The following is a 25,044-nucleotide window of genomic DNA, read 5'->3' on the forward strand; positions in this document are numbered from 1 at the left end:
TTTCGCGAATCTGCAGAGCTGCCATTGCTCGGCCACTTAAAGCTGTTTGCCCGTTGTGCCCGCATGCCTTGCATGCCGGCAACACCGCTCGGGCCAGGTGCCAGGCCGAGGCAGCCCTTTTTTGAGGTTCACGTCTTCAAAAGAGCGTGAAAAAACGGGTTTTCACAACTTCACAAGAGTGTGGCGAGCAAATGAATAGTTTTGCGTCTGAACTGGCACCATTGGCCTCTACAACAGCCCGATTACACAGGACCGAGCACTCCTCAAGAACTGGTGCTTGAAGCCTGTCCGCTGACGGATTTGGTTGCACGAGCGGATGTATCGACCATAAGTCGAATTGCCTGAGGCGCCCCGAGATGCGTTCATATGCACCTTGAGGCCCGGTTGGCAGCGTCCGCAGTAGTTGCAAAGAATTGCGAAGATTCGGACATGGCGATCCTGGCCATGGGTAACCTGGGGCATTACGTGAACCGCCCCGTCACTCCTGGCAGCCATGCCGTCAATTTGGTGCTGCAGATTTTGGAGACGCGTTAATGGCGCATAACGAAGCAGTAGACGTCGTATTGGTTGGGGCCGGCATCATGAGTGCCACCCTCGCTGTACTGCTCAAAGAGCTCGACCCCGCAATCAAGCTGGAAGTCGTCGAGCTGATGGATTCGGGTGCCGCGGAGAGTTCCAACCCGTGGAACAACGCCGGTACCGGCCACGCAGGCCTCTGTGAGCTGAACTACACGCCACAGGCCGCCGATGGCAGCATCGACATCAAGAAAGCCGTACACATCAATACCCAGTTCGAAGTGTCGAAACAGTTCTGGTCCTACCTGACCAAGAAAGGCACGTTCGGCTCGTCCAAGTCCTTCATCAGCCCAGTGCCGCACCTGAGCTTCGTGCAGGGCGACAAGGGTGTGTCCTTCCTCAAGAAGCGTTTTGAAGTGCTGAGCCAGCACCATGCCTTCGCGGACATGGAATACACCGAAGACAAGGCCAAGATGGCCGAGTGGATGCCGCTGATGATGCCGGGCCGTCCGGCAGATGAAACCATCGCCGCGACCCGGGTGATCAATGGCACCGACGTCAACTTCGGCGCCCTGACCAACCAGTTGCTCAAGCACCTGACCAGCGCACCCGATGCCCAGGTCAAGTACTGCAAGCGCGTGACCGGTCTCAAGCGCAACAAGGACAACGGCTGGACCGTGAGCATCAAGGACGTCAACAGCGGCAACAGCCGCGAAGTCGACGCCAAGTTCGTGTTCCTCGGCGCCGGTGGCGCGGCCCTGCCGCTGCTGCAGGCTTCCGGCATTGAAGAGAGCAAAGGCTTTGGCGGCTTCCCGGTGAGCGGCCAGTGGCTGCGTTGCGACAATCCGGAAGTGGTCAAGCAACACCAGGCCAAGGTCTACAGCCAGGCCGCCGTGGGTTCGCCACCGATGTCGGTGCCGCACCTGGACACCCGCGTGGTCGACGGCAAGAAATCCCTGCTGTTCGGACCTTATGCCGGCTTCACCACCAAGTTCCTCAAGCACGGCTCGTTCCTCGACCTGCCAATGTCGGTTCGCGCCGGCAACATCGGTCCAATGCTGGCCGTAGCCCGGGACAACATGGACCTGACCAAATACCTGGTCAGCGAAGTCATGCAGTCCATGGAGCAGCGCCTGGAGTCCCTGCGCCGCTTCTATCCACAGGCCAAGGCGGAAGACTGGCGCCTGGAAGTGGCCGGGCAACGGGTGCAGATCATCAAGAAAGACCCGAAGAAAGGCGGCATCCTGCAGTTCGGTACCGAGCTGGTGGCGGCCAAGGACGGTTCTCTGGCCGCCCTGCTCGGCGCTTCGCCAGGTGCATCGGTGACCGTGTCGATCATGCTGGAGCTGATCGAGCGTTGCTTCCCGGCCAAGGCCAGCGGCGAATGGGCTACCAAGCTCAAGGAAATTTTCCCGGCGCGGGAGAAGGCCCTGGAAACCGACGCAGCGCTGTATCACAAGATCAACAGCGAAAATAACCTGAGTCTGGAACTGGTCGAGCCCAGCAAGGAAACCGAAAGCTGCGCCTGATCTGACGCCCATAAAAAACGCCCCGGCCTGCAAAGGACGGGGCGTTTTTTTATGCCTTCCGAGCGGGTCAGCCGCGGGCGTTGTCCATCAGCTCGATGTAGTCGGCGGCGTTGCGCTGATCCTTGATCAGATCAACGAAGGTCTGGCCGTGCTCATCCTTGCCATCCAGATCCAGACCGGCTGCTACGAAGAAGGTCAGGAAGCGCTCGAAATCGTCGATGCGCAGGCCACGGTAGGCCTTGATCAGTTTGTGCAGGGACGGCGAAGTGGCGTCGACCGGCTCGAAATCGAGGAACAACTTGATCTGCTCGTCGCTGATCTCGTCACCAATCACTTGTTTCTTATCTTTACGCATCGCCGACTCCAGCTCGCAGACATTTCACGGGGCGGGCAGTTTACCCTCAGCCCGCCTCGGGCCTCAACGCGGACGCACGCTGCCGGTGTGCAAGTCAGCCCAGATATGACCATTGGCATAACTGAGAAACTGGCAATACACCGTGTCGTTCCGCAGCAGGTCCATCACTGCCCGGTACTGGGCCAGGGGGTAATACAGGGTCAAGGTCCTGGACTTGGCGTCGTACTGGGGCTTTTTCAGGCTTTTGCTTTCACCGTCGAAATTCACCAGTACCTGGCTGATGGTGGCCCCCTTGTTCAGCGGCTTGCCCTTGAGGCGCACCCACACCGGCGATGTCACCGGAATCGGCTGCTGATTGGATTGGCGCTGGCTGCCGATCACCACGGAATACTCGGTCACCTGCAACAGCTGCTGCTGTTCAGGGACCGAGTCGCGCAGGGTCAGGTCGTCAGGCGGCAAGAATTGCCCGTGCAGAGGCGCCGGGGCGGCTGCCAGGGGCAGGCTCAAGCTCAGAAGAAGGGCCGCGCTAGTGCGAATCAACAGGCTCATGACAGGCTCCAATCAAGGGCTGAGCACTCTAGCATGGGTTTTTGTCGCAAATCCTGCACCGCAGTCTGAGGCGCCTGCCGCAGGCTGCGGATACGACAAACGGGGGAACACAATCAGTCGAATTGCGCACGCATCCAGGCGTGGTATTGCGCCACTCCCGGCTCGCCTTCACGAGGCGCCCAACTGGCCTGTTCGCCCTCGCCCACCGGACGGTAAGGCCCGGCCTTGCATTCGAACATCAGGCTGTCGGGCTCAAGCACCACCAGGCCATGGAAAACCCCGGCCGGCAGATCGACACCGACGCAGTCACCACCGGCCTGCAAGACGCGCTTGCCCAGCACCTGGCCCGCCTCATCGAAAATCAGCACGCCCAGCCGCCCCTTGAGCACCAGCAAGGTCTCAGCCTTGTCGGCACTCAGGTGCCGGTGCGGCGGAACGTAGGTGGAAGGTTGCAGCCCCACTGCCATGCGATGACAGGGCTCTTCCATGGCGTGGAAGTTGTGGTGCTGACGCCCACGGGGATTGGCCAAGGCCTTCTCAGCCAGGTCGCTGAACAACGCTTGATCGAGAAAGCTCGGCCCGGACATGCCTTACATCCCCTTCACGGCATAGATGCCGGCGGCGTTGCGCCAGTAGCCTTTGTAATCCATGCCGTAGCCGAAGACATAGCGGTCGACGCAAGGCAGGCCCATGTAGTCGGCCTTCAGGTCCGGACGGGCCTTGCGATCGTGCTCCTTGTCGATCAGCACCGCGGTGTGCACCGCACGGGCACCGGCATGTTTGCAGAAGTCGATGATGGCGCCCAGGGTGTGACCTTCATCAAGAATGTCGTCGATGATCAGCACGTCGCGATCAATAAAGGAGACTTCCGGCTTGGACTTCCAGAACAGCTCGCCGCCACTGGTTTCGTTGCGATAGCGCGTGGCGTGCAGGTAGGAGGCTTCCAGGGGGAACTGCAGGTGGGTCAGCAGCTTGCCAGCGAAGATCAGGCCGCCGTTCATGACGCAGAACACCACCGGATTGCGCTCAGCCAGTTCTTCAGTGATTTGTGCACCGACCCGGGCGATGGCCGCCTCGACTTCAGCTTCGGTGTACAGGCAGTCAGCCTCGCGCATGATTTGACGGATATGCTCGAGATCAGCGGACATGGCGCTCTCCAAGGGGGTGGCAGTTTCGGAAAAGCGGGCAAAGGTACGCATCCGGCCCGATCAGATCAAGCGTTTCTGGACTAACGTACTTTATGTCTATAGGACAACAACCCCGGATAGATTAATCTAGGCCGTTTTTTTTGCCCGCCGCCGGAGCCTTTCCCTATGCCCATCCGTGAGATCCGCCATCCGCTGATCCGACACAAACTTGGCCTTATGCGCCGCGCAGACATTAGCACGAAGAACTTTCGCGAGCTCGCTCAGGAAGTCGGTGCCCTGCTGACGTACGAAGCCACCAAAGACCTGCCCCTGGAAAGCTATGAAATTCCAGGCTGGTGCGGCCCTGTCCAGGTCGAGAAAATCGCCGGCAAGAAGATTACCGTGGTGCCGATCCTGCGCGCCGGTATCGGCATGCTCGAAGGCGTGCTGAGCCTGATTCCAGGCGCCAAGGTCAGCGCCGTGGGCGTGGCCCGCAACGAAGAAACCCTGCAGGCTCACACCTACCTGGAAAAACTGGTTCCGGAGATCGACGAACGTCTGGCGATGATCATTGACCCGATGCTGGCCACCGGCAGTTCCATGGTCGCCACCATCGACCTGCTGAAAAAAGCCGGCTGCCGTGACATCCGTGCCATGGTCCTGGTGGCCGCCCCCGAAGGCATCGCCGCCGTCGAGCAGGCGCACCCGGATGTGACCATCTACACCGCTTCCATCGATCAGAAGCTCAACGAGCATGGCTACATCATTCCAGGCCTGGGTGATGCCGGTGACAAGATCTTCGGCACCAAGCAGAAGGACTCCTGATCATGCAGGATGAGTTCAACGATCCGCTCTGGCGCCAGGTATTGTCTGGCGCGCAGATGCTCTTCGTGGCCTTTGGTGCCCTGGTGTTGATGCCGCTGATTACCGGTCTTGACCCGAACGTGGCGCTGTTCACGGCGGGTCTCGGGACTCTGTTGTTCCAGGTAGTGACCGGCCGCCAGGTGCCGGTCTTCCTGGCGTCAAGCTTTGCCTTCATCACTCCGATCATTCTCGCCAAGGGCCAGTTCGGCCTCGCGGCGACCATGGGCGGGGTAATGGCGGCGGGCTTCGTCTACACCTTTCTGGGCCTGGCGGTGAAGATCAAGGGCACCGGTTTCATCGACCGCCTGCTGCCACCCGTGGTCATCGGCCCGGTGATCATCTCCATCGGCCTGGCCATGGCCCCGATCGCCGCCAACATGGCCATGGGCAAGGCTGGCGACGGCAGTGAGCTGATTCATTACCAGACGGCGATGATGATCTCGATGCCCGCGCTGCTCACCACGCTGATTGTCGCGGTGTTCGGCAAAGGCATCTTCCGCCTGGTGCCGATTATTTCCGGGGTGCTGGTGGGCTTTGCCCTGTCCTTCTACTTCGGCGTGGTGGACACCGCGAAGATCGCCGCCGCTCCCTGGCTGGCACTGCCGCACTTCACCGCCCCGGAGTTTAACTGGCAGGCGATCCTGTTCATTGTCCCGGTGGCCCTGGCGCCGGCCATTGAACACATCGGCGGGGTGATTGCCGTCGGCAGCGTGACCGGTCGCGACTACCTGAAGAAGCCCGGCCTGCATCGCACCCTGTTCGGTGACGGCATCGCCACCACTGCTGCCGGCCTGTTCGGCGGTCCGCCCAACACCACCTATGCCGAAGTGACTGGCGCGGTGATGCTGACCAAGAACTACAACCCGAAAATCATGACCTGGGCGGCGGTCTTCGCCATCACCCTGGCCTTTATCGGCAAGTTCGGCGCGCTGCTGCAAAGCATCCCGGTGCCAGTCATGGGCGGGATTCTCTGCCTGCTGTTCGGTTCGATTGCAGCGGTGGGTATGAACACCCTGATCCGTCACAAGATCGATCTGGGCGAAGCCCGCAACCTGGTGATCGTTTCGGTGACCCTGGTGTTCGGCATCGGCGGCGTGCTGGTGGGAACCGGCACCGGTCCGGATGACTTCGGCCTCAAGGGCATCGCCCTGTGCGCCATCGTCGCCATCGTGCTGAACCTGGTGCTGCCGGGTAATGACGGCTGGAAGAACAAGAAGGCCGACGAGCCTCTGATCTGAAGACGCGTTCGCCGGCAAGTCCGCTCCGCAGGAGCTGGCTTGCCGGCGAAGCTGTTTACAACGCCAAAGGCGCTCTGGCGCACAAGGTGTTCAAGGCCTGCGCCCATTGCGGGTCGTCATTCAGGCACGGGATCAACACCAGATCCTCACCTCCGGCTTCGCGGAACTGCTCACGACCGCGATCACCAATTTCCTCCAGGGTCTCGATGCAATCGGCAACAAAAGCCGGGCACATCACCATGACCTTCTTCACCCCCTGCTTGGCCAACTCATCAAGCCGTGCCTCGGTGTAGGGCTCGATCCATTTGGCCCGCCCCAAACGCGACTGGAACGACACCGACCAGGAGCCTTGCGCCAACCCCAGATGCTCGGCCAGGGCCGAGGCCGTCCGCATGCACTGAGCGCGGTAACAGGTGGCCAGCACCTGCGCAGAGGCGTTGCGGCAACAGTCAGCATCCTTGAAGCAATGCTGGCCGGTCGGGTCCAGTTTGGTCAGGTGCCGCTCCGGCAGACCGTGAAAGCTCAGCAGCAGATGATCATGCTCCTGGGCCAGGTAGGGTCTGGCGCTGGCCGCCAGGGCCTCGATGTACTCCGGCTGATCGTAGAAGGGTTGCAGCACGCTGAACTGCACATCCAGCTTGTGCTCGCGCACCACACGCTTGGCCTCTTCGATCACCGTGGTCACGGTACTGTCGGCGAACTGTGGATAGAGCGGTGCCAGGGTGATTTTCTTCTGCCCCTGGGCCACCAACTTGAGCAGTGCCGACTCGATCGAAGGCTGGCCATAACGCATTGCCAGCTCCACTGGCCCCTGTTTCCACTGCTCGCTCATCACCTGTTGCAACCGGCGGCTGAGCACCACCAACGGCGAACCGTCCTCCCACCAGATCGATGCATAGGCATGGGCAGACTGCTCCGGGCGCTTGATCAGGATCAGCGACACCAGCAAGCGCCGCACCGGCCAAGGCAGGTCGATGACATAAGGGTCCATTAGAAATTGGTTGAGGTAGCTGCGCACATCCGCCACCGAAGTGGAGGCCGGCGAACCGAGATTGACCAGGAGCAACGCGTGATCGGTCATGCAACGTCCTATTTCAAAGGCGGCTGGACACATCGTCCAGGGCCGCGGACAAATCAGTGAACTGGAAAGTGAATCCCGTCTCCAGCAAACGCGCGGGAACGGCACGCTGGCCGCCCAGCAACAGCAACGACAGCTCACCCAGCGCCAGGCGCAAGACAAAGGCCGGCAGCGGTATCAGCGCCGGCCGGCGCAGCACCCGCCCCAGGCTCTTGGCGAACTCACGGTTGCGCACCGGCTTCGGCGCGCAGGCATTATAAGGACCGCGTGCCTCACCCTGATGCACAAGAAAATCAATCAGGGCGATTTGGTCATCGATATGAATCCACGGCATCCATTGCCGACCGTTACCGATCGGCCCGCCCAGCCCCAGCTTGAACGGCAGCAGCAGGCGCGACAAAAAGCCGCCCTCGGACGACAGCACCAAACCGGTGCGCACCAGCACTACGCGCACGCCCAAGGCCTCGGCCCGCTGAGCGGTTTCTTCCCAGGCAATGCACAACTGGCTGGCAAAATCCTCGCTGACCGGAGGTGAATCCTCGCTCAGTTCCCGCTCGCCACCGTCGCCATACCAACCTACTGCCGAGCCAGAAACCAGCACCCGAGGTTTATGCTCGCGAGTTTCAAGCCAGGCCAGCAGGGTTTCGGTGAGGGCAATACGGCTGCTCCACAGCAGCGCCTTGCGCTTGTGGGTCCAGGGCCGATCGGCAATCGGCGCTCCGGCCAGATTGATCACCGCATCGAGCGGCGCCTGGTCCAGCTCTTGCAAAGTTCTGATGGCCCGCACTTGGGGACCGCACAGAGCGGCCACTTTTTCGGGATGGCGCGTCCATACACTCAATTGGTGACCCTGGGCCTGCCAGTAACGGCACAGCGCACGCCCGATCAAACCAGTACCGCCGGTCAGCAATATATGCATGACATCTTCCTCGCGTGGCGTTTTACCCGAATCACTAGTCTATTTTTATAGGCAGGGATCTTTTCAATCGGACAGGCTGTGACTTAACGATAGACAACTTGCACAACCGATGACGCCGAAAGCTATACCAAAAAACAATATTGTACAGGTTTTAGTAGCGGCGTAATCTGTACAGACTGGTAAACGAGGCCCCTATGACAGTACCCATCGCAATCATTGGTACCGGCATCGCCGGACTCTCCGCCGCCCAGGCACTTCGAGATGCCGGGCACAGCGTCCAACTCTTCGACAAGAGCCGCGGCAGCGGTGGGCGCATGTCGAGCAAACGCAGCGATGCCGGCAGCCTGGACCTGGGGGCCCAGTATTTTACCGCTCGCGACCGCCGTTTCGTTACCGAAGTCCAGCGCTGGCAAGCCAAGGGCTGGGTCGCCGAATGGGCGCCGCAACTCTACAACTCCCACGGCGGACAACTCAGCCCTTCTCCCGATGAACAGACCCGCTGGGTCGGCACGCCACGCATGAGCGCCATCACCCGCGCCCTTATCGGCGACCTCGAAGTGCACTTCGCCTGCCGCATCACTGAAGTCTTCCGTGGCGAACAGCACTGGCACCTGCAGGACGCCGAAGGCTTTACCCACGGCCCCTTCAGCCACGTAGTGATCGCCACGCCGGCACCGCAAGCCACCGCTTTGCTGGCCGCCGCGCCGAAGCTCGCCGGAGTCGCCGCCGGGGTGAAAATGGACCCGACCTGGGCTGTCGCACTGGCCTTCGATACGCCCCTGGAAACCCCCATGGAAGGCTGCTTCGTCCAGGACAGCCCGCTGGACTGGCTGGCCCGCAACCGCAGCAAGCCAGGACGCGACAGCCATCTCGACACCTGGATACTGCACGCCACCAGTGCCTGGAGCCGGCAACACATCGACCTCAGCAAAGAGGCCGTGACCGAACAACTGCATGGGGCCTTCGCCGAATTGCTGCACAGCGTCATGCCCGCCCCAACCTTTAGCCTGGCCCATCGCTGGCTCTACGCCAGACCGGCCGCCAGCCATGAATGGGGTGCCCTGGCCGATGCCGACCTGGGGCTGTACGTATGTGGCGACTGGTGCCTGTCCGGCCGGGTCGAAGGCGCTTGGCTCAGTGGCCAGGAAGCCGCACGCCGTTTGCACGAGAGCCTGCAGTGAATCGACTCAACCCGCGCAAACTGCTGCTGTCGAAATGGACAGCAGCCCACCCGCAACACCGCGAGAAACACTTTCTAGTCACTGAGCTTTTCTGCGACGAAGAAGGCACCGTGCTGGACATCGAACTGCAAGCCGTACTCACCCGGCGCAGCCAGCGCCTAAGCTGGCAAACCCTGCTCAACGACAGCGACTGGCGAATGGGCTGGCAGTAATTCGACAACCTGCCGGGCAATACCTGTACAAATAAATTGACTTGTACAACTTTAATTCTATGATGAAGACAAGTTGTACAACGTTTCGTTTTTGTACAGGTAAACCCCGGAGGTTGCATCATGTCCGCCAAGCCGAAAATTGCCATCAGCGCCTGCCTGATGGGCGTCGAGGTCCGCTACAACGGTGGGCACAAGGAGTCTCGCCTGTGCAGCCGAGTACTCAGCGACTACTTCGATTTCGTGCCCCTGTGCCCGGAAGTCGCAATCGGCATGGGCACCCCCCGCGAACCTATTCGGCTGGTCGGCGACCCTGAGCAACCCCGGGCCGTAGGCACCGTGGACGCCAGCCTGGATGTCACCTTGCCCCTGGCGGAATACGGCGAGCGCATGGCGGCCCAGGTAAATGACATCTGTGGCTACATCTTCATGCAGAACTCGCCATCCTGTGGTCTGGAGCGGGTCAAGGTGTACCAGGTCAATGGCATTCCCCATAGAAACGGCGGCCGGGGCATCTACGCCCAGGCATTCTGCGCACAGCACCCCGATCTGCCGGTGGAAGAAGCCGGACGCCTGAACGACCCGGTCCTGCGGGAAAACTTCCTGACCCGGGTCTACGTCTATCGCGACTGGCAGGCACTGCTCAAGCAAGGCTTGACCCGCCGCGCCCTCACCGACTTCCACTCGCGCTGCAAATACCTGCTGATGGCTCACCATCCCGTGCAGTACAAGACCCTGGGCAATCTGCTGGGCAGCATGGGCAAGGGCGATCCGAACCTGATCGGCCCGCGCTATTTCAGCGAACTGATGGCGGCCTTGAGCAAATGCGCGACCCGGGGCACCCACAGCAATGTGCTGCAGCACCTGAGCGGCTATCTCAAGCAGTCCATCAGCCCCGAAGACAAGCAGGAAGTGCAACACGTGATCGGCCAGTACCGCCACGGCATCGTGCCTCTAGTCGTGCCGCTGACCCTGCTCAAGCACCACTTTCGCCAGCACCCCGATCCCTACATCGCCCAGCAGCTGTACCTGCAGCCACACCCGGAAAACCTCAGCCTGCGCAACGCGATCTGAGCCATGAAACAACCCGCTCAAGAAGCCGACAACAGCGCCCAGTACCGCAGCGCCCTGGATCAGGGTTGGCTGCCGATTCGCGAAGTGGCGCGCCAGACCGGGGTCAACGCCGTGACCCTGCGGGCCTGGGAGCGCCGCTACGGATTGATCGTGCCCTTGCGTACGCCCAAGGGTCATCGCCTGTATTCCCAGGATCAGGTGCTAGAGATCCAGACCATCCTTACCTGGCTCAATCGCGGGGTCGCGGTCAGCCAGGTCAAGCACCTGCTGGACAGTGCCCCCACCGCCAGCACACCGGCCGAGAATGACTGGCAGCGCCTGCGTCAGACCCTGAGCCTGGCCATCAGCCAATTGGCCGAACGCAAGGTCGACGACACCTTCAACCAAGCCATGGCGCTGTACCCACCCCGCACACTGTGCGAACACCTGCTGATGCCGCTGCTGGCGGAGCTGGAGCAACACTGGCAGGGCCAGTTCGGCAGCCAGATGGAACAGGTGTTTTTCTACTCCTGGCTGCGCAGCAAGCTGGGCGCGCGGATCTACCACAACAACCGCCAACTGCAGGGCCCACCGCTGCTGCTGGTCAACCAGTCGGACCTGGCCCTGGAACCCCATCTATGGCTGACCGCCTGGCTGGCCAGCAGTGCCGACTGCCCGGTGGAGGTCTTCGACTGGCCGCTGCCCGGCGCCGAACTGGCCCTGGCCATCGAACGCCTGCAAGCCCGCGGCCTGCTGCTGTATTCCAGCAAGGCGCTCAATCCTGCGCTGTTGCCCAGGCTGCTCAACGGCATTGCCTGCAAAAAAATCATCGCCGGACCCGCGGTGTGCATCCACCCCGACGACTGGTCCGTATGTATCACTGAAATCGCTGATCTGTACCTGGCCCAGGACCCGATCTCGGCCTGCCAGGCGCTGCTTGAGCGAGGACTCTTTTGAACCGGGAATCAGCATGCAATTGATCTGGCTGCGCAGCGACCTGCGCCTACATGACAACACCGCCCTCTGCGCCGCCACCCAGCGTGGCCCCACCGTGGCCGTGTACCTGCTGAGCCCGGAACAATGGCAAGCCCATGACGATGCCCCCTGCAAGGTCGACTTCTGGCTGCGCAACCTGCAGCACCTGAGCACTGCCCTGGGCCGGCTGAACATTCCTCTGCTGATTCGCAGCGCAGCCACCTGGGACCAGGCGCCCCACGTCCTGCTGGAACTGTGCCGGCAACTGCAGGTACGCATGCTGCACTTCAACCAGGAGTACGGCATTCACGAGAGCCGCCGCGATGCCGCCGTGACCAGGGTCCTGGAAGAAGCCGACATCAGCGTCCAGGGTTACCTCGATCAGTTACTGTTCCAGCCCGGCAGCGTGCTGACCCAGAGCGGCGGCTACTTCCAGGTGTTCAGCCAGTTCCGCAAGGTCTGCTACAGCCGCTTGCACAGCGCGCTGCCAGCCCTGGTCGCCAGCCCCAAGGCGCAATCGCCGCTGTCGATCCAAGCCGATCCTGTACCCCGCCATATCGATGGCTTCCCACGCCCCAGCCAGTCACTGCGTGATCTGTGGCCGGCAGGTGAAGATCAAGCCCTGGGCCGTCTGCAACAGTTCACCGACGAGCAGATCGACTACTACCAGAGCGAACGCGACTTCCCGGCCAAGCCCGGCACCAGTCAGCTTTCACCCTACCTCGCCGCCGGGGTGATCTCGCCCCGCCAGTGCTTGCACGCTGCTTTGCGCTGTAACCAGGGAGAGTTCGAAAGCGGTAATCCCGGGGCCGTCACCTGGATCAACGAACTGCTGTGGCGCGAGTTCTACAAACACATCCTGGTGGGCTACCCACGGGTTTCCCGGCACCGTGCCTTTCGCCCGGAAACCGAAGCTGTGGCCTGGCGCGACGCCCCTGAGGAACTCGCCGCCTGGCAGGAAGGCCGCACCGGCCTGCCGATCATCGACGCCGCCATGCGCCAACTGCTGGAAACCGGCTGGATGCACAATCGCCTGCGGATGGTGGTGGCCATGTTCCTGACCAAGAATCTGTTGATCGACTGGCGCGAGGGCGAGCGTTTCTTCATGCGCCACCTGATCGACGGCGACCTGGCAGCGAACAATGGCGGCTGGCAGTGGAGCTCCTCCACCGGCACCGACGCCGCGCCCTACTTCCGCATCTTCAACCCTGTAAGCCAGTCGGAACGCTTCGACGCCGAAGGACGCTTCATCAAGCACTGGCTGCCACAACTGGCGGGGTTGAACAAAAAAGATATCCACAACCCCGGAGCCATGGGCGGCCTGTTCGCTGTCGCCGATTACCCGGCGCCTATGGTCAACCTGTCGATGTCCCGGGATCGGGCATTGGCGGCGTTCAAGGCGCTGCCTTCGCGCCAGGATGTGGGAGGCGCCCATGAGTGACTTCCTCGACCGCTTCGCCCGGGATTTCGCCAGCCTCGACAAGCACAGCCTGCAACGCCTGGACCAGCTCTACAGCGAGGACATCCAGTTCACCGACCCGCTGCACGAGGTCAATGGTCTGCCACGCTTGCGGCATTACTTTGCAGAGCTGTACGCCAATGTCAGCGAACTGCGCTTCGAATTCCACGGTGTCGACACCTGCACCGAAGGCCAAGGCTATCTGCGCTGGACCATGAGCTACCGCCACCCGCGCCTCAAGGGCGGCCAGATGATCCGGGTCCCCGGCTGCTCGCACCTGCACTGGCGCGACGGCAAGGTCTACCGTCATCGGGACTATTTCGACGCCGGTGCCTTGCTCTATGAACATCTGCCGCTACTCGGTGCGGTGATTGCCTGGTTGAAAAGGAGGCTCGGATGAACCCTGCAATGCCACGGCGGATCTGGCTCACCGGCGCCAGTAGCGGCATCGGTGCGGCGCTGGCCGAAGAACTGCTCAAGACTGGCGCCCAATTGGCCGTCAGCGCTCGCTCGCGCGAGCCCCTGGAAGCGCTGGCCCTGCGTTATCCGGGCCGAGTGCTGGTGGTGCCCGGCGATCTCACCGACGCCCTGCAGGTGCGCGAGATCGGCAAGCGTATCGCCCAGGCCTGGGGCGCACTGGACACCGCGATCCTCAATGCCGGGACCTGTGAATACATCGAGGTGCAGCAATTTGACGCGACGCTGATCGAGCGCGTGCTGAGCAGCAACCTGCTGTCCGCCAGCTATTGCATCGAGGCTGCTCTACCGCTGTTGCGCGCCGGCAATCGCCCGCATCTGATAGGGGTGGCCAGCTCCGTGACCTACCTGCCGCTGCCTCGGGCCGGCGCCTATGGCGCTTCCAAGGCAGCCTTGCGCTATCTGCTGCAATCCTTGCGCATCGACCTGGCTGCCGAGGGCATTGACGTCACCGTGGTCAGTCCGGGCTTCGTCGATACCCCGCTCACCGCGCGCAATGACTTTGCCATGCCCATGAGCTGGCCCGCCGCCAAGGCTGCGCGGCATATCCACAAACGCCTGTCACACCGGGATCTGGAGATCGCTTTCCCCGCCCCGTTCATCTTCGGCCTCAAGCTGCTGTCCTGGCTGCCCGGCCGCCTGCAACTGGCCATCGCCAAACGCCTGGCCCGCACAGGGAGTGCATCGTGAAAATCGCCATTATCGGTAGCGGCATTGCCGGCCTGACCTGCGCCTACGTCCTGAACCGTCGCCATGACATTCGGGTTTATGAGGCCGGCAGCTGGATCGGCGGTCACACCCATACCGTGGATGTCAGCCTGAACGGCGAGACCCAGTCTGTGGACACCGGTTTCATCGTCTTCAACGACTGGACTTACCCCAACTTCATCCGCCTGCTGGGACAGATCGGGGTCAAGTTCAAACCCACCGAGATGAGTTTCTCGGTGTGCGATCCCGCCTCGGGCCTGGAATACAACGGCAACAACCTCAACAGTCTGTTCGCCCAGCGACGCAATCTGCTATCGCCCGGGTTCTGGGGCATGCTGCGGGACATCCTGCGCTTTAACAAAGCGTCGCTGCTCGATTTGCAGCAACAGCGGATCGCCGCCGACACCACACTCGGCGACTACCTGAAAAGCCAGGGCTACGGCGAGCGTTTCATCCAGCACTACATCGTGCCCATGGGCTCGGCGATCTGGTCGATGTCACGGGTGCAGATGTTGGGCTTTCCCCTGCAGTTCTTTGTGCGCTTCTTCAAGAACCATGGCTTGCTGTCGGTGAATAACCGTCCGCAGTGGTGCGTGATCGAAGGTGGCTCAAGCCGCTACATCGAACCGCTGACCGCCTCGTTCCGCCAGCACATCCGCCTCGACTGCCCGGTGCAACGAGTCGAGCGCGACGAGGCTGGCGTGCTGATCCACAGCGCCGCCGGCAGCGAGCGCTTCGACAAGGTAGTGTTCGCCTGTCACAGCGACCAGGCCCTGCAACTGCTGGCCAGCCCCAGCCAGGCCGAGCGAGAGATTCTCCAGGCCCTGCCCTACGCCGACAACGACGTGGTGCTGCACACCGATACCCGGCTGCTGCCCCGCCGGCGCCTGGCCTGGGCCAGCTGGAACTACCGCCTGGACGCCAGCGGCGAGAAAGCCGCCGCCGTCACCTACGACATGAACATCCTGCAAGGCCTGAAGAGCGACACCACCTTCTGCGTCAGCCTCAACCAGACCGCAGCCATCGATCCGACGCAGATCCTGGCCCGCTTCACTTACGCCCACCCGCAATACAGCCTCGATGCGGTGGCGGCCCAAGGCCGCTGGAATGAACTGCAAGGCGCCCAGCACAGCTTCTACTGCGGCGCCTACTGGGCCAACGGCTTCCACGAAGACGGCGTGGTCAGCGCCTTGCGCGTGGCCCAGGCCTTTGGTGAACAACTGTGAACAGTGCCCTGTACAGCGGCTGGATCAGCCACCGGCGCTTTGCCCCCAAGGGCCATGCCTTCCGCTATCGCATCGGCCTGCTGTACCTGGACCTGGATGAGCAGGACAGGGTGCTGGGGCTTTCGCCCCTGGCAGGCCAGAGTCGCTTCGCGCCGTTCGCCTTCCGTGAAAGCGACTACCTGACGTCCTTCACCGGCCAGGGCATGCGCCTGATCGACGCGGTACGCCAGCAAGTGGCGCAGGCGATAGGTCATGTGCCCGGGGGCGCAGTTCGCCTGCTGACCCAGGTACGCAGCTGGGGCCTGGCGTTCAACCCGGTGAGTTTCTTCTACTGCTTCGAGGCCGACGGGCAACTGGCAGCGATACTCTGCGAGGTCACCAACACCCCCTGGCGCGAGCGCTACCACTATGTACTGCCGGCCCGCCCAGGCAGTGCCACGGCTCCCGAGCACCAGCACTTCGCCGTGGCCAAGGCCTTTCACGTGTCACCGTTCCTGCCCCGGGACCTTGAGTACCGCATGAGCTTCAGCCCACCAGCCGAGCGGCTCGGGGTGCACATGGCCGACTGGCAGGGCGAGTCCAAGGTGTTCGACGCCACCCTCAGCCTGCAACGCCAGCCCCTGGATCGCCGCAGCCTGCACCGGTATCTGCTGCGCTTTCCGTGGATGACCGCCAAGACCTGCCTGGCCATCTACTGGCAGGCCCTGCGCCTGGCCGGCAAAGGCATCAAGTTCTTTCCTCACGAGGCCGCCGACGGCGCCTATCGCACAGCCGCTGTACAACCCAAGGATCGCCGCCATGAAATCCTCTAGCGTATCGGCCAGAACTACCCTGTTCAGCACCCACAGCCTCACTGCCAGCCTGCTGCGCCGTGGCGTACTGCGACAATTGGCGCAACTCAAGCACGGACAACTGCTGATCATCGAAGACGGCGAGCGCCTGGTCTTTGGCAGCGACAGCGCGACCCTGATCGGGGAAATCCATATTCATGACAGCAGCGCCTGGGGGCTGGTAGCCAGCAGCGGTTCGATCGGCGCCGGTGAGGCCTTTATCCACGGCTACTGGAGCACCCCGGATCTGACGGCAGTCATCCGTGTATTCGTCAGCAACCTTGAGGTACTGGACGCCATGGAAGGCGGCCTGGCGCGACTCGGTCGGCCCCTGGTGCGCGGCCTGCACTGGCTCAATCGCAACACCCGCAAAGGCTCGCAGAAAAACATCGCCGCCCATTACGACCTTGGCAACGAGCTGTTCGAGCAGTTTCTCGACCCCACCATGATGTATTCCGCCGCACAGTTTCGCAGCGATGAAGACAGCCTGGAGCAGGCCCAGTTGAACAAGCTGGAACGCATCTGCCAGAAACTCGCCTTGCAGCCCGAGGATCACCTGCTGGAGATCGGCACCGGCTGGGGCAGCATGGCGCTGTATGCGGCCCAGCATTACGGCTGCCGCGTGACCACCACCACCCTGTCCAAGGAGCAGTTCGCCTTTACCCGGCAACGCATCGACGCCGCCGGCCTGCAGGATCGGATCACCCTGCTGCTGGAGGACTATCGCGACCTCACCGGGCAATACGACAAGCTGGTGTCCATCGAGATGATCGAAGCCGTGGGCCATCGCTTCCTGCCCACCTACTTCAAGCAGTGCGCGCAGTTGCTGAAAAGCAACGGCCTGATGCTGCTGCAAGCCATCACCATCCGCGACCAGCGTTATGAACAGGCGAAGAACGGCGTGGACTTCATCCAACGCTACATCTTCCCTGGCGGCGCCCTGCCCAGCGTGCAAAAGATGCTCGAAGTGGTCGGTCGCGACACCGACATGAATCTGCTGCACATGGAGGACTTCGGCCTGCACTACGCTCGGACCCTGCGTCTGTGGCATGAGAACTTCCGTCGCGCCCACAGCCGCCTGAGCGAGCTGGGCTATGACCAGTACTTCCTGCGGCTGTGGGAGTTCTACCTGTGCTACTGCGAAGGCGGCTTCCTGGAGCGCAGCATCGGCACCGCGCAGATGCTCCTGGCCAAACCCTCGGCAGTGCCACAACCTTTGCTGGGCCGTTTCGATGCGTAAGCAACTGGCCAACGCCCTGCTGTTCCAGCTGGGCTGGTTCATCTGCGTGCTGTCTGGCGACAGCGCCTGGCTGCTGCTGGGGGTGGCGATCCTGCTGGCGCATTTTCGCTGGATCGGCAGTTGGGCCGGGGAAAGTCGGATGATTGTCGGCGTCGCCCTGATCGGCATCACCCTGGACAGCTTCCTGCACTGGCTGGGGGTGTTTCAGTTCCAGCAAGTAAGCCTGCTGATTCCCCTATGGCTGATGCTGCTCTGGATCTTGCTGGGCACCACCCTGCGCCACTGCCTGGCATGGACGGCACGTCCCTGGTGGCTGGCCAGTATCCTCGGGGCGCTGTGCGGACCACTGTCCTATTACGCCGGCGGCCGCTTGGCCGGAGTGACCTTTGCCTATGGCCTGTGGCCTACCTTGCTGGGGCTGGGCCTGCTCTGGGGAGTACTGCTGCCGCTGTTTCACGTGCTTGCGCGTCCCACCGAAGAAGCACCGCAACCGGCCCCTCAGGACTGAGCGTCCGTCAGGGCTCTCACACAGCCCTGGCCCACTGCCTTACACTGCGCGCCTATGACTAACATCCCCGTTACCCCCATCCCCGAACCGGCCATCAGTTGCTCGACCTGCGCCGCTTGCTGCTGCCAGCTGGAAGTGATGCTGATCACTGACACCGGGGTGCCCGAGCGCTTTATAGAAACCGATGACTGGGGGGGCGAAGTCATGCGCCGCCTGGACGACGGCTGGTGCGCAGCACTGGATCGCGACAGCATGCGCTGCACTATCTATGAGTTGCGGCCGCTGATCTGCCGCGAGTTCGAACTGGGAGAGGCGGACTGCCTGAGCGAACGCCGGGGAATCGCCACGGCATATCGCTGAACCGTTTTTTTCACGACTCGAAACGCTGAACGCTACCAGGACTTTTCCACAGCAGAGGAAGCACCTGGGCAAAGTGCGTGACATCGCCACTGGTCCAGAAGCGCGCCTCACGGGCGACTCCTCGCGCACGCAGGTCACTCTCGTCTAGCAGGCGCTGCAACTGCCGGGCAACCGCCGCACCGGTGTCGATCAGGCTGATGTGGGCAGGCAGCATCTGCGCCAGCACCGGCTTGAGAAACGGGTAATGGGTGCAGCCCAGGATGATGGTGTCGCAACCGGCGGCCAGCAGCGGTTCGACATAGCCCTGCAACAGCTGGCACAGAGCGCTGCTGTTGAGGTCGCCGTTTTCGATCATTTCCACCAAGCCGGGGCAGGGCTGGGTGACCACCTTCACATCAGCGGCAAAGCGATCGAGTAAGGCGGCGAACTTGGCGCTCTGCAAGGTGCCGGTGGTCGCCAGCACGCCGACCACGCCGCTGCGGGTCGCGGCCGCTGCGGGCTTGACCGCAGGTTCCATGCCGACGATGGGCCAGTCCGGGAAGTCCCGGCGCAGCTCGGCGACCGCGGCCACGGTCGCCGTGTTACAGGCCAGTACCAGCGCCTTGGCGCCCTGCTCGCGGAAAAAGCGCGCCATCAGAGCACAACGCTGGCGAATGAACTCGGGAGTCTTTTCACCGTAGGGGATATAACCGCAGTCCCCCAGGTAGAGCAGCGACTCTTGAGGCAGCAGTTGCTGTATTTCCGCCAGCACCGAGAGGCCGCCGACACCGGAATCGAAGACTGCTACCGGAGCCTCACCCATGGCGACTACCACAAACGGTGCAGCCCGGATCGCGCTTGACCCGCAGCTCACGGAAACGCGTGCCCAGGGCATCGATCAATAACAGTCGACCCACCAGAGGCTCACCAAATCCGGCCAGCAGCTTCAGGGCTTCCAGCGCTTGCAGACTGCCCACGGTGCCCACCAGCGGGCCAAGTACCCCGGCTTCACTGCAGGTCAGCTCGGCTTCGCTGCCATGCCCGTACAAGCAGTGGTAGCAAGGGCTTTCCGGGTGCCGCGGGTCGAACACCGACAACTGCCCTTCCAGGCGAATGGCCGCGCCGCTGACCAGAGGCTTGCCGGCGGCCACGCAGGCAGCGTTCACCGCCTCGCGAGTGCCGAAGTTGTCACAGCAATCGAGGACCAGATCCACCGCAGCCACCGCAGCGGCCAAGGTGTCTTCATCCAGTGCCACGGGGTGAGGCACCAGGCGGATTTCCGGATTGAGGGCGGACAGCCGGCGCATGGCCGAGTCCACCTTGCTGACCCCGACACTGGCGCTGTCATGAATGATCTGGCGTTGCAGATTGGTCACATCCACCGTGTCGAAGTCCGCCAGGTGCAGTTCACCGATACCGGCAGCGGCCAGGTACAAGGCTGCGGGGGCACCCAGGCCGCCGAGACCGACGATCAGTACCCGGCTTTGCTTGAGGCGCAGTTGGCCGTCGATATCGACGTGCTGCAACAGAATCTGCCGGCTATAACGCAGCAGCTCCTGATCCGTCAGCACGGCAAGCACCCAAGGCTGATGCGCTCATGCCCACCCAGGTCGACGCGACTGTGGACCTCGATAAAACCCTGGGCCGTCAACAATTCACGCACGGCTGCTGCCTGGTCGTAGCCGTGCTCCAGCATCAGCCAGCCGCCGCCTTCCAGATGTTGCGGAGCCTGGGTGACGATCAGGCGCAGGTCGTCCAGGCCATCCTTGCCCGCCACCAGGGCACTTTCGGGTTCGAACCGCACATCGCCGGCCACCAGATGGGGATCGGCCTCGGCAATATAAGGAGGGTTGCTGACGATCAACTGGAAGCGCTGGGACTCGACGGCGCTGAACCAGTGACTGCTGAGCACGGTGACGTTGTCCAGTTGCAGGCGCTGGCGGTTGCGCTCGGCCAGGGCCACGGCTTCCAGCACCCGGTCCACAGCCGTGACCTTCCAGGCTGGACGTTCGCTGGCCAAGGCCAGGGCGATGGCGCCGCTGCCGGTCCCCAGGTCGAGGACCTTGGCCGGAGTCGCTGGCAGCAGTTCCAACGCCGCCTCCACCAGCAGCTCCGTGTCGGGACGCGGGATCAGGGTGTGCGGTGCCACTTCAAGATCCAGTTTCCAGAAGCCCTGCTGGCCGAGGATGTAGGCCACCGGTTCGCCGGAACGGCGTCGTTGCAGGTATTCAGTGAACAGCAACACGGCCTCGCTGGGAACGATGCGCTCAGGCCAGGTATGGAGAAAACTCCGCGGCTTGCCCAGGGCCGCTGCCAGGAGCAGTTCGGCATCCAGGCGCGGCGTCGGCGAATCGGGTAATTGGGCTGCGCGCAGCAGGCTGGCGATGATGGTCATTTACTCACCCAATGCCGCAAGTTGATCGGCCTGATACTCAGCCAGCAGCGGTTCAATCACGGCCTCGACGCCCCCGGCGAGGATTTCGTCCAGGGAATACAGGGTCAGGTTGATCCGGTGATCGGTGACCCGGCCCTGAGGGAAATTGTAGGTACGAATACGCTCGGAGCGATCCCCCGAGCCCACCAGCAGCTTGCGCTCGCTGGCGATGGCATTGGCCGCGGCGCTGGTCTGCTGGTCGTTGAGCTTGGCCGACAGCCAGGACATGGCCCGGGCCCGGTTCTTGTGCTGGGAGCGCTCTTCCTGGCACTCCACCACGATGCCCGAAGGAATGTGGGTGATGCGGATCGCCGAGTCGGTCTTGTTCACGTGCTGACCGCCGGCGCCCGAAGAGCGGTAGGTATCGATGCGCAGGTCCGCCGGGTTGATCTCGATGGCTTCCTGTTCGTCCGGCTCGGGCAGCACCGCCACGGTGCACGCCGAGGTGTGGATGCGACCCTGTGATTCGGTGGCCGGTACCCGCTGCACACGGTGCGCGCCGGACTCGAACTTGAGCTTGCCGTAGACGTTCTCGCCTTCGACCCGGGCAATGACTTCTTTATAGCCGCCGTGCTCACCCTCGTTTTCCGAGAGGATCTCCAGCCGCCAGCCACGCCGCTCGGCGTAGCGCGAATACATGCGGAACAGGTCGCCGGAAAAGATCGCCGCTTCGTCACCGCCGGTGCCGGCGCGGATTTCCAGGAACACGTTACGCCCGTCGTTGGGGTCCTTGGGCAGCAGCATGCGTTGCAAGGCGCTTTCCAGTTCGGCCAATTGCTCCTTGGCCTCGCGCACTTCCTCGGCGGCCATTTCCCGCAGGTCCGGGTCATTGTCCTTGAGCAGCGCCTGGGCACCCTCGAGGTCGGCCTGGACCTTGAGCACCTGTTTGTAGGAGGCGACGATCGGCTCGACTTCCGCGTATTCCTTGGAATAGGCGCGGAACTTGGCCTGATCGGAAATGACCTCAGCATCGCCGAGCAAGGCGGTCAGTTCCTCGAAACGATCCTGGAGAATGTCCAGCTTACTGAGCAGTGACGCTTTCATTACGGGGTTTTATCCGATGAGCCCTCACCGAGGGCAAAGAGTTCTTGAGCCATGGCCAACGCATCGAGGCGGCCTTCGGCGGACAGCTTTTTCAGCTGCACGCTCGGCGCGTGCAGCAGTTTGTTGGTCAGGCCACGGGCCAGTTGGGCCAGTACATCCTCGGCGCTGGAGCCATTGCTCAGCAGGCGCAGAGCCTTCTGCAGTTCTTCATCACGCAGGCGCTCGCTCTGCTGACGATAGGCCTTGAGCACATCAACCGCCGCCAATTCACGCAGGCGCACCATGAAATCCTCGGCGCCGATGTTCACCAGCTCCTCGGCTGCCTGGGCCGCGCCCTGACGGCTCTTGAGGTTTTCCGCGACCACTTCGTGCAGGTCATCGACGGTGTAGAGGTAAACGTCGTCCAATTCGCCGACTTCAGGTTCGATATCCCGGGGAACGGCGATATCCACCATGAAAATCGGCTTGTGCTTACGCAGCTTCAGCGCGCTTTCCACCGCCCCCTTGCCAAGGATCGGCAACTGGCTGGCAGTGGAACTGATCACGATATCGCTGTGCACCAGCTCTTGGGGAATGTCCGACAACAGCACCGCGTGGGCGCCGAACTGCTCGGCCAGGAGGCTGGCCCGCTCCAGGGTGCGGTTGGCCACGACGATGCGCTTGACCCCAAGGTCGTGCAGATGGCGGGCCACCAGGGTAATGGTCTCACCGGCACCGATCAGCAACGCCTGACTGCGCTGCAGATCGCTGAAAATCTGTTTCGCCAGGCTCACCGCAGCAAAGGCCACGGACACCGGGTTCTCACCAATGGCGGTATCGGTGCGTACTTGCTTGGCGGCACTGAAGGTAGCCTGGAACAGCCGGCCCAGCAGCGGGCCGACGGTGCCGGCCTCACGGGCCACGGCGTAGGCGGACTTCATCTGCCCGAGAATCTGCGGCTCGCCCAGCACCAGCGAATCCAGCCCCGACGCCACCCGCATCATGTGACGAACTGCCGCATCATCTTCATGCACATAGGCACTGGCACGAAGCTCGTCTAGGCTCAGGTGGTGATATTCCGCCAGCCAGCGCAGCACCACATCCGCAGAAAGATGATCCTGTTCTACATAAAGCTCACTGCGATTGCAGGTGGAGAGGATCGCAGCTTCGCGGCTGTCGGTGAGTCGGCAGAGCTGCTGCAAGGCCTCAACCAACTGCTCAGGGGTAAAGGCCACGCGCTCGCGGACGTCTACAGAAGCAGTCTTGTGGTTAATACCGAGTGCAAGGAAGGCCATTCAAGGTCGCTGATGATGTCGAGAAGCCGGCAATTGTCCTACTTCGACCGACGCAGAACAACTACCGCCGACTATTGTCCTAATAGACTGCCTCTGTTCTGGCATCCCGTTGAGTCTCGGTTATGTTTGACCGAAGGCTTGTGTCATGATGATCCGACCGCAGGTTAGTCGCCCTCTTCCTATATGAATAGATCTTCCGCGTTGCTCCTCGCCTTTGTCTTCCTCAGTGGTTGCCAGTCACTGGCCCCCGTTTCATCGGACGCTACGTCGCCGGTGGAAGACAGCACCCCCGCCCCTGAAAAGCCCAAGGTCTATTCATCGTTCAGCGAAGACACCATCTTCAGCCTGCTGAGCGCTGAACTGGCGGGCCAGCGCAATCGTTTCGACATTGCCCTGGACAACTACGTGACCCAGGCCATCAACACCCAGGATCCGGGCATCTCCGAGCGCGCCTTTCGCATTGCCGAGTACCTGGGAGCCGACCAGGCAGCCCTGGACACTTCGCTGATCTGGGCCAAGAACGCTCCAGACGATCTGGAAGCACAACGGGCTGCCGCCATCCAGCTGGCCCGCGCCGGTCGTTATGACGACTCCATGCTCTATATGGAGAAAGTTCTGCAGGGCAAGGGCGACACCCATTTCGACTTTCTTGCGCTGTCGGCTGCCGATACCGACCAGGACACCCGCAATGGCCTGATGAAAAGCTTCGATCGCCTGCTGCAGAAGCACCCGCACAACAGTCAACTGATCTTCGGCAAGGCCCTGTTGATGCAGCAGGATGGCGACGCCAAGGATGCCCTGAGCTTGCTGGAGCAGAATCCGCCGGAAGACGGCGAGGTGGCGCCGCTGCTGTTGCGCGCCCGTCTGTTGCAGAGCCTGAACCGCGGCAAGGAAGCCCTGCCGCTGCTGGAAAAAAGCATCCGCAAATACCCGGACGACAAGCGTCTGCGCCTGACCTACGCCCGCATGCTGGTGGAACAGGACCGCATGGAGGACGCCAAGACCCAGTTCTCCAGCCTGGTTCAGCAGTACCCGGAAGACGATGAACTGCGCTATTCACTGGCGCTGGTGTGCCTGGAGGCCAAGGCCTGGGAAGAGGCCAAGGGTTACCTGGAAGACCTGATCGCCCGGGAAAGCCACGAAGACTCCGCACACCTGAACCTGGGACGAATCGCCGAAGAACTCAATGATCCGCAAGGCGCCCTGATCGAATACGCCCAGGTCGGACCGGGTAACGATTACCTGCCAGCGCAACTGCGTCAGGCCGATATCCTGATGAACAACGGCCGTACCGACGAGGCGCAAAAGCGCCTGGTGGCAGCCCGCGATGCCCAGCCCGACTACGCCATCCAGCTGTATCTGGTCGAAGTCGAAACCCTGTCGGCGAACAATCAGGGCGATCGCGCCTGGAACGTTATTCAGCAGGCGCTGCAACAGTATCCCGATGACGTGAACCTGCTCTATACCCGTGCCATGCAGGCGGAAAAACGCAATGACCTGGCACAGCTGGAAAAAGACCTGCGCCTGATCATCCAGCGCGAGCCGGATAACGCCATGGCCTTGAATGCCCTGGGCTACACCTTGTCGGACCGCACGACCCGCTACACCGAAGCCAAGGCACTGATCGAGCAAGCCCACCAACTGACCCCGGAAGACCCGGCGGTGCTGGACAGCCTGGGCTGGGTAAACTTCCGCCTGGGCAACCTCGACGAGGCCGAGCGCCTGCTGCGCCAGGCCCTTGAGCGCTTCCCCGACCAGGAAGTCGCGGCGCATCTGGGCGAAGTGCTGTGGAACAACGGCAAGCAGCGCGAGGCCAAACAGATCTGGAGCAAGTTCATCAAGGATCAGCCCGATAGCCCCGTATTGCGCGACACCATCAAACGCCTGACCGGATCAGAGACTCTTTAAGACT

The 25,044-nt window shown here is 62.2% G+C and carries 27 protein-coding genes; 16 read left to right on the forward strand and 11 right to left on the reverse strand.

Features of this window, described 5'->3' with window-relative positions; genetic code table 11:
- Positions 1-533 precede the first annotated feature (533 nt).
- Complete coding sequence (mqo, locus tag KHO49_RS24565; RefSeq protein ID WP_102860278.1) at positions 534-2,045, forward strand: malate dehydrogenase (quinone); 1,512 nt, start codon at positions 534-536, stop codon at positions 2,043-2,045.
- Positions 2,046-2,112: 67 nt separating this feature from the next.
- Here the strand turns inward: mqo and KHO49_RS24570 are convergent, their stop codons facing one another.
- From KHO49_RS24570 to KHO49_RS24585, 4 genes are all read right to left on the reverse strand, one after another.
- Entirely contained in the window at positions 2,113-2,400 is a 288-nt protein-coding gene (locus tag KHO49_RS24570; protein WP_102860277.1) for a PA4642 family protein, read from the reverse strand.
- Between the two features lie 63 nt (positions 2,401-2,463).
- Positions 2,464-2,949 carry a hypothetical protein gene (locus KHO49_RS24575; protein ID WP_102860276.1) on the reverse strand — a complete coding sequence of 162 codons (486 nt, stop codon included), beginning with the start codon at positions 2,947-2,949 and terminating at the stop codon, positions 2,464-2,466.
- A gap of 113 nt (positions 2,950-3,062) precedes the next feature.
- Positions 3,063-3,536, reverse strand: a complete 474-nt coding sequence (locus KHO49_RS24580) for a WbuC family cupin fold metalloprotein (RefSeq protein ID WP_170001502.1) — start codon at positions 3,534-3,536, stop codon at positions 3,063-3,065.
- Between the two features lie 3 nt (positions 3,537-3,539).
- Positions 3,540-4,097, reverse strand: coding sequence for a hypoxanthine-guanine phosphoribosyltransferase (locus KHO49_RS24585; protein WP_042941423.1), 558 nt, complete (start codon positions 4,095-4,097; stop codon positions 3,540-3,542).
- A gap of 165 nt (positions 4,098-4,262) precedes the next feature.
- Between KHO49_RS24585 and upp the strand changes: the two genes are divergently transcribed.
- Both upp and KHO49_RS24595 read left to right on the forward strand, forming a co-directional pair.
- The gene (gene upp / locus KHO49_RS24590; protein ID WP_011063386.1) at positions 4,263-4,901 is read left to right on the forward strand and encodes a uracil phosphoribosyltransferase; all 639 of its coding nucleotides are present in this window, start codon (positions 4,263-4,265) and stop codon (positions 4,899-4,901) included.
- Positions 4,902-4,903: 2 nt separating this feature from the next.
- Positions 4,904-6,178, forward strand: coding sequence for a uracil-xanthine permease family protein (locus tag KHO49_RS24595; RefSeq protein WP_016965962.1), 1,275 nt, complete (start codon positions 4,904-4,906; stop codon positions 6,176-6,178).
- 55 nt (positions 6,179-6,233) lie between these two features.
- Here the strand turns inward: KHO49_RS24595 and hemH are convergent, their stop codons facing one another.
- Together hemH and KHO49_RS24605 are read right to left on the reverse strand one after the other, a co-directional pair.
- Positions 6,234-7,259 (reverse strand): ferrochelatase, encoded by a 1,026-nt coding sequence (hemH, locus tag KHO49_RS24600; protein WP_102860273.1) that lies wholly within the window; start codon positions 7,257-7,259, stop codon positions 6,234-6,236.
- Between the two features lie 13 nt (positions 7,260-7,272).
- Positions 7,273-8,175: a TIGR01777 family oxidoreductase gene (locus KHO49_RS24605; protein ID WP_213665936.1), complete on the reverse strand. Its 903-nt coding sequence runs from the start codon at positions 8,173-8,175 to the stop codon at positions 7,273-7,275.
- Positions 8,176-8,369: 194 nt separating this feature from the next.
- On the opposite strand from KHO49_RS24605, the gene KHO49_RS24610 reads away from it, so the two are divergent.
- From KHO49_RS24610 to KHO49_RS24665, 12 genes are all read left to right on the forward strand, one after another.
- Positions 8,370-9,356: an NAD(P)/FAD-dependent oxidoreductase gene (locus KHO49_RS24610; RefSeq protein ID WP_102880897.1), complete on the forward strand. Its 987-nt coding sequence runs from the start codon at positions 8,370-8,372 to the stop codon at positions 9,354-9,356.
- Positions 9,353-9,568, forward strand: coding sequence for a TIGR02450 family Trp-rich protein (locus KHO49_RS24615; protein ID WP_102860270.1), 216 nt, complete (start codon positions 9,353-9,355; stop codon positions 9,566-9,568). The genes KHO49_RS24610 and KHO49_RS24615 overlap by 4 nt, the downstream gene beginning before the upstream one ends.
- A gap of 120 nt (positions 9,569-9,688) precedes the next feature.
- Positions 9,689-10,639 (forward strand): YbgA family protein, encoded by a 951-nt coding sequence (locus tag KHO49_RS24620; protein WP_213665937.1) that lies wholly within the window; start codon positions 9,689-9,691, stop codon positions 10,637-10,639.
- A gap of 3 nt (positions 10,640-10,642) precedes the next feature.
- Entirely contained in the window at positions 10,643-11,575 is a 933-nt protein-coding gene (locus tag KHO49_RS24625; protein WP_110652232.1) for a MerR family transcriptional regulator, read from the forward strand.
- A 13-nt stretch (positions 11,576-11,588) separates the two neighbouring features.
- Positions 11,589-13,034, forward strand: a complete 1,446-nt coding sequence (phrB, locus tag KHO49_RS24630) for a deoxyribodipyrimidine photo-lyase (protein WP_110652231.1) — start codon at positions 11,589-11,591, stop codon at positions 13,032-13,034.
- On the forward strand, positions 13,027-13,452 hold the full coding sequence (locus tag KHO49_RS24635) for a nuclear transport factor 2 family protein (RefSeq protein ID WP_102860266.1): 426 nt from the start codon (positions 13,027-13,029) through the stop codon (positions 13,450-13,452). Before phrB ends, KHO49_RS24635 begins: the two co-directional genes overlap by 8 nt.
- Positions 13,449-14,219, forward strand: a complete 771-nt coding sequence (locus KHO49_RS24640; protein WP_110652230.1) for an SDR family NAD(P)-dependent oxidoreductase — start codon at positions 13,449-13,451, stop codon at positions 14,217-14,219. Before KHO49_RS24635 ends, KHO49_RS24640 begins: the two co-directional genes overlap by 4 nt.
- Positions 14,216-15,463, forward strand: coding sequence for an NAD(P)/FAD-dependent oxidoreductase (locus KHO49_RS24645; protein WP_102880903.1), 1,248 nt, complete (start codon positions 14,216-14,218; stop codon positions 15,461-15,463). The genes KHO49_RS24640 and KHO49_RS24645 overlap by 4 nt, the downstream gene beginning before the upstream one ends.
- Positions 15,460-16,275: a DUF1365 domain-containing protein gene (locus KHO49_RS24650; RefSeq protein WP_110652229.1), complete on the forward strand. Its 816-nt coding sequence runs from the start codon at positions 15,460-15,462 to the stop codon at positions 16,273-16,275. The genes KHO49_RS24645 and KHO49_RS24650 overlap by 4 nt, the downstream gene beginning before the upstream one ends.
- Complete coding sequence (locus tag KHO49_RS24655; RefSeq protein ID WP_102880905.1) at positions 16,262-17,533, forward strand: SAM-dependent methyltransferase; 1,272 nt, start codon at positions 16,262-16,264, stop codon at positions 17,531-17,533. The genes KHO49_RS24650 and KHO49_RS24655 overlap by 14 nt, the downstream gene beginning before the upstream one ends.
- Positions 17,526-18,041, forward strand: a complete 516-nt coding sequence (locus tag KHO49_RS24660) for a DUF2878 domain-containing protein (RefSeq protein ID WP_110652228.1) — start codon at positions 17,526-17,528, stop codon at positions 18,039-18,041. The genes KHO49_RS24655 and KHO49_RS24660 overlap by 8 nt, the downstream gene beginning before the upstream one ends.
- A gap of 54 nt (positions 18,042-18,095) precedes the next feature.
- The gene (locus KHO49_RS24665) at positions 18,096-18,401 is read left to right on the forward strand and encodes a YkgJ family cysteine cluster protein (protein WP_102880907.1); all 306 of its coding nucleotides are present in this window, start codon (positions 18,096-18,098) and stop codon (positions 18,399-18,401) included.
- Between the two features lie 10 nt (positions 18,402-18,411).
- Here KHO49_RS24665 and murI read toward each other — a convergent pair whose 3' ends face one another.
- Genes murI through hemA form a run of 5 tightly spaced genes read right to left on the reverse strand, consistent with a single transcriptional unit; the run spans position 18,412 to position 23,132 of the window.
- Complete coding sequence (murI, locus tag KHO49_RS24670; RefSeq protein WP_102880908.1) at positions 18,412-19,203, reverse strand: glutamate racemase; 792 nt, start codon at positions 19,201-19,203, stop codon at positions 18,412-18,414.
- Positions 19,196-19,951 (reverse strand): molybdopterin-synthase adenylyltransferase MoeB, encoded by a 756-nt coding sequence (locus KHO49_RS24675; RefSeq protein ID WP_110652290.1) that lies wholly within the window; start codon positions 19,949-19,951, stop codon positions 19,196-19,198. Before KHO49_RS24675 ends, murI begins: the two co-directional genes overlap by 8 nt.
- Positions 19,945-20,775: a peptide chain release factor N(5)-glutamine methyltransferase gene (prmC, locus tag KHO49_RS24680; RefSeq protein WP_110596332.1), complete on the reverse strand. Its 831-nt coding sequence runs from the start codon at positions 20,773-20,775 to the stop codon at positions 19,945-19,947. The genes KHO49_RS24675 and prmC overlap by 7 nt, the downstream gene beginning before the upstream one ends.
- Positions 20,776-21,858, reverse strand: a complete 1,083-nt coding sequence (gene prfA, locus KHO49_RS24685; protein ID WP_102860257.1) for a peptide chain release factor 1 — start codon at positions 21,856-21,858, stop codon at positions 20,776-20,778.
- Entirely contained in the window at positions 21,858-23,132 is a 1,275-nt protein-coding gene (gene hemA / locus KHO49_RS24690) for a glutamyl-tRNA reductase (protein WP_102880910.1), read from the reverse strand. Before hemA ends, prfA begins: the two co-directional genes overlap by 1 nt.
- Before the next feature lie 183 nt (positions 23,133-23,315).
- Here hemA and KHO49_RS24695 point away from each other — a divergent pair, with 183 nt between their 5' ends.
- Positions 23,316-25,040: a tetratricopeptide repeat protein gene (locus KHO49_RS24695; protein WP_102860254.1), complete on the forward strand. Its 1,725-nt coding sequence runs from the start codon at positions 23,316-23,318 to the stop codon at positions 25,038-25,040.
- Positions 25,041-25,044: the final 4 nt, after the last annotated feature.

It is taken from the genome of Pseudomonas sp. RC4D1 (genome assembly GCF_018390395.1).
Lineage (GTDB): Bacteria > Pseudomonadota > Gammaproteobacteria > Pseudomonadales > Pseudomonadaceae > Aquipseudomonas > Aquipseudomonas danubii.

Coding starts and splice junctions, on each gene's coding strand:
- mqo (WP_102860278.1), top strand. CDS start 534: ATGGCGCATAACGAAGCAGTAGACGTCGTATTGGTTGGGGCCGGCATC.
- hemA (WP_102880910.1), bottom strand. CDS start 23,132: ATGGCCTTCCTTGCACTCGGTATTAACCACAAGACTGCTTCTGTAGAC.
- KHO49_RS24595 (WP_016965962.1), top strand. CDS start 4,904: ATGCAGGATGAGTTCAACGATCCGCTCTGGCGCCAGGTATTGTCTGGC.
- prfA (WP_102860257.1), bottom strand. CDS start 21,858: ATGAAAGCGTCACTGCTCAGTAAGCTGGACATTCTCCAGGATCGTTTC.
- upp (WP_011063386.1), top strand. CDS start 4,263: ATGCCCATCCGTGAGATCCGCCATCCGCTGATCCGACACAAACTTGGC.
- KHO49_RS24580 (WP_170001502.1), bottom strand. CDS start 3,536: ATGTCCGGGCCGAGCTTTCTCGATCAAGCGTTGTTCAGCGACCTGGCT.
- prmC (WP_110596332.1), bottom strand. CDS start 20,775: ATGACCATCATCGCCAGCCTGCTGCGCGCAGCCCAATTACCCGATTCG.
- KHO49_RS24695 (WP_102860254.1), top strand. CDS start 23,316: ATGAATAGATCTTCCGCGTTGCTCCTCGCCTTTGTCTTCCTCAGTGGT.
- KHO49_RS24625 (WP_110652232.1), top strand. CDS start 10,643: ATGAAACAACCCGCTCAAGAAGCCGACAACAGCGCCCAGTACCGCAGC.
- hemH (WP_102860273.1), bottom strand. CDS start 7,259: ATGACCGATCACGCGTTGCTCCTGGTCAATCTCGGTTCGCCGGCCTCC.
- KHO49_RS24640 (WP_110652230.1), top strand. CDS start 13,449: ATGAACCCTGCAATGCCACGGCGGATCTGGCTCACCGGCGCCAGTAGC.
- KHO49_RS24605 (WP_213665936.1), bottom strand. CDS start 8,175: ATGCATATATTGCTGACCGGCGGTACTGGTTTGATCGGGCGTGCGCTG.
- KHO49_RS24660 (WP_110652228.1), top strand. CDS start 17,526: ATGCGTAAGCAACTGGCCAACGCCCTGCTGTTCCAGCTGGGCTGGTTC.
- KHO49_RS24585 (WP_042941423.1), bottom strand. CDS start 4,097: ATGTCCGCTGATCTCGAGCATATCCGTCAAATCATGCGCGAGGCTGAC.
- KHO49_RS24620 (WP_213665937.1), top strand. CDS start 9,689: ATGTCCGCCAAGCCGAAAATTGCCATCAGCGCCTGCCTGATGGGCGTC.
- KHO49_RS24610 (WP_102880897.1), top strand. CDS start 8,370: ATGACAGTACCCATCGCAATCATTGGTACCGGCATCGCCGGACTCTCC.
- KHO49_RS24575 (WP_102860276.1), bottom strand. CDS start 2,949: ATGAGCCTGTTGATTCGCACTAGCGCGGCCCTTCTTCTGAGCTTGAGC.
- phrB (WP_110652231.1), top strand. CDS start 11,589: ATGCAATTGATCTGGCTGCGCAGCGACCTGCGCCTACATGACAACACC.
- KHO49_RS24655 (WP_102880905.1), top strand. CDS start 16,262: ATGAAATCCTCTAGCGTATCGGCCAGAACTACCCTGTTCAGCACCCAC.
- KHO49_RS24665 (WP_102880907.1), top strand. CDS start 18,096: ATGACTAACATCCCCGTTACCCCCATCCCCGAACCGGCCATCAGTTGC.
- KHO49_RS24635 (WP_102860266.1), top strand. CDS start 13,027: ATGAGTGACTTCCTCGACCGCTTCGCCCGGGATTTCGCCAGCCTCGAC.
- KHO49_RS24570 (WP_102860277.1), bottom strand. CDS start 2,400: ATGCGTAAAGATAAGAAACAAGTGATTGGTGACGAGATCAGCGACGAG.
- murI (WP_102880908.1), bottom strand. CDS start 19,203: ATGGGTGAGGCTCCGGTAGCAGTCTTCGATTCCGGTGTCGGCGGCCTC.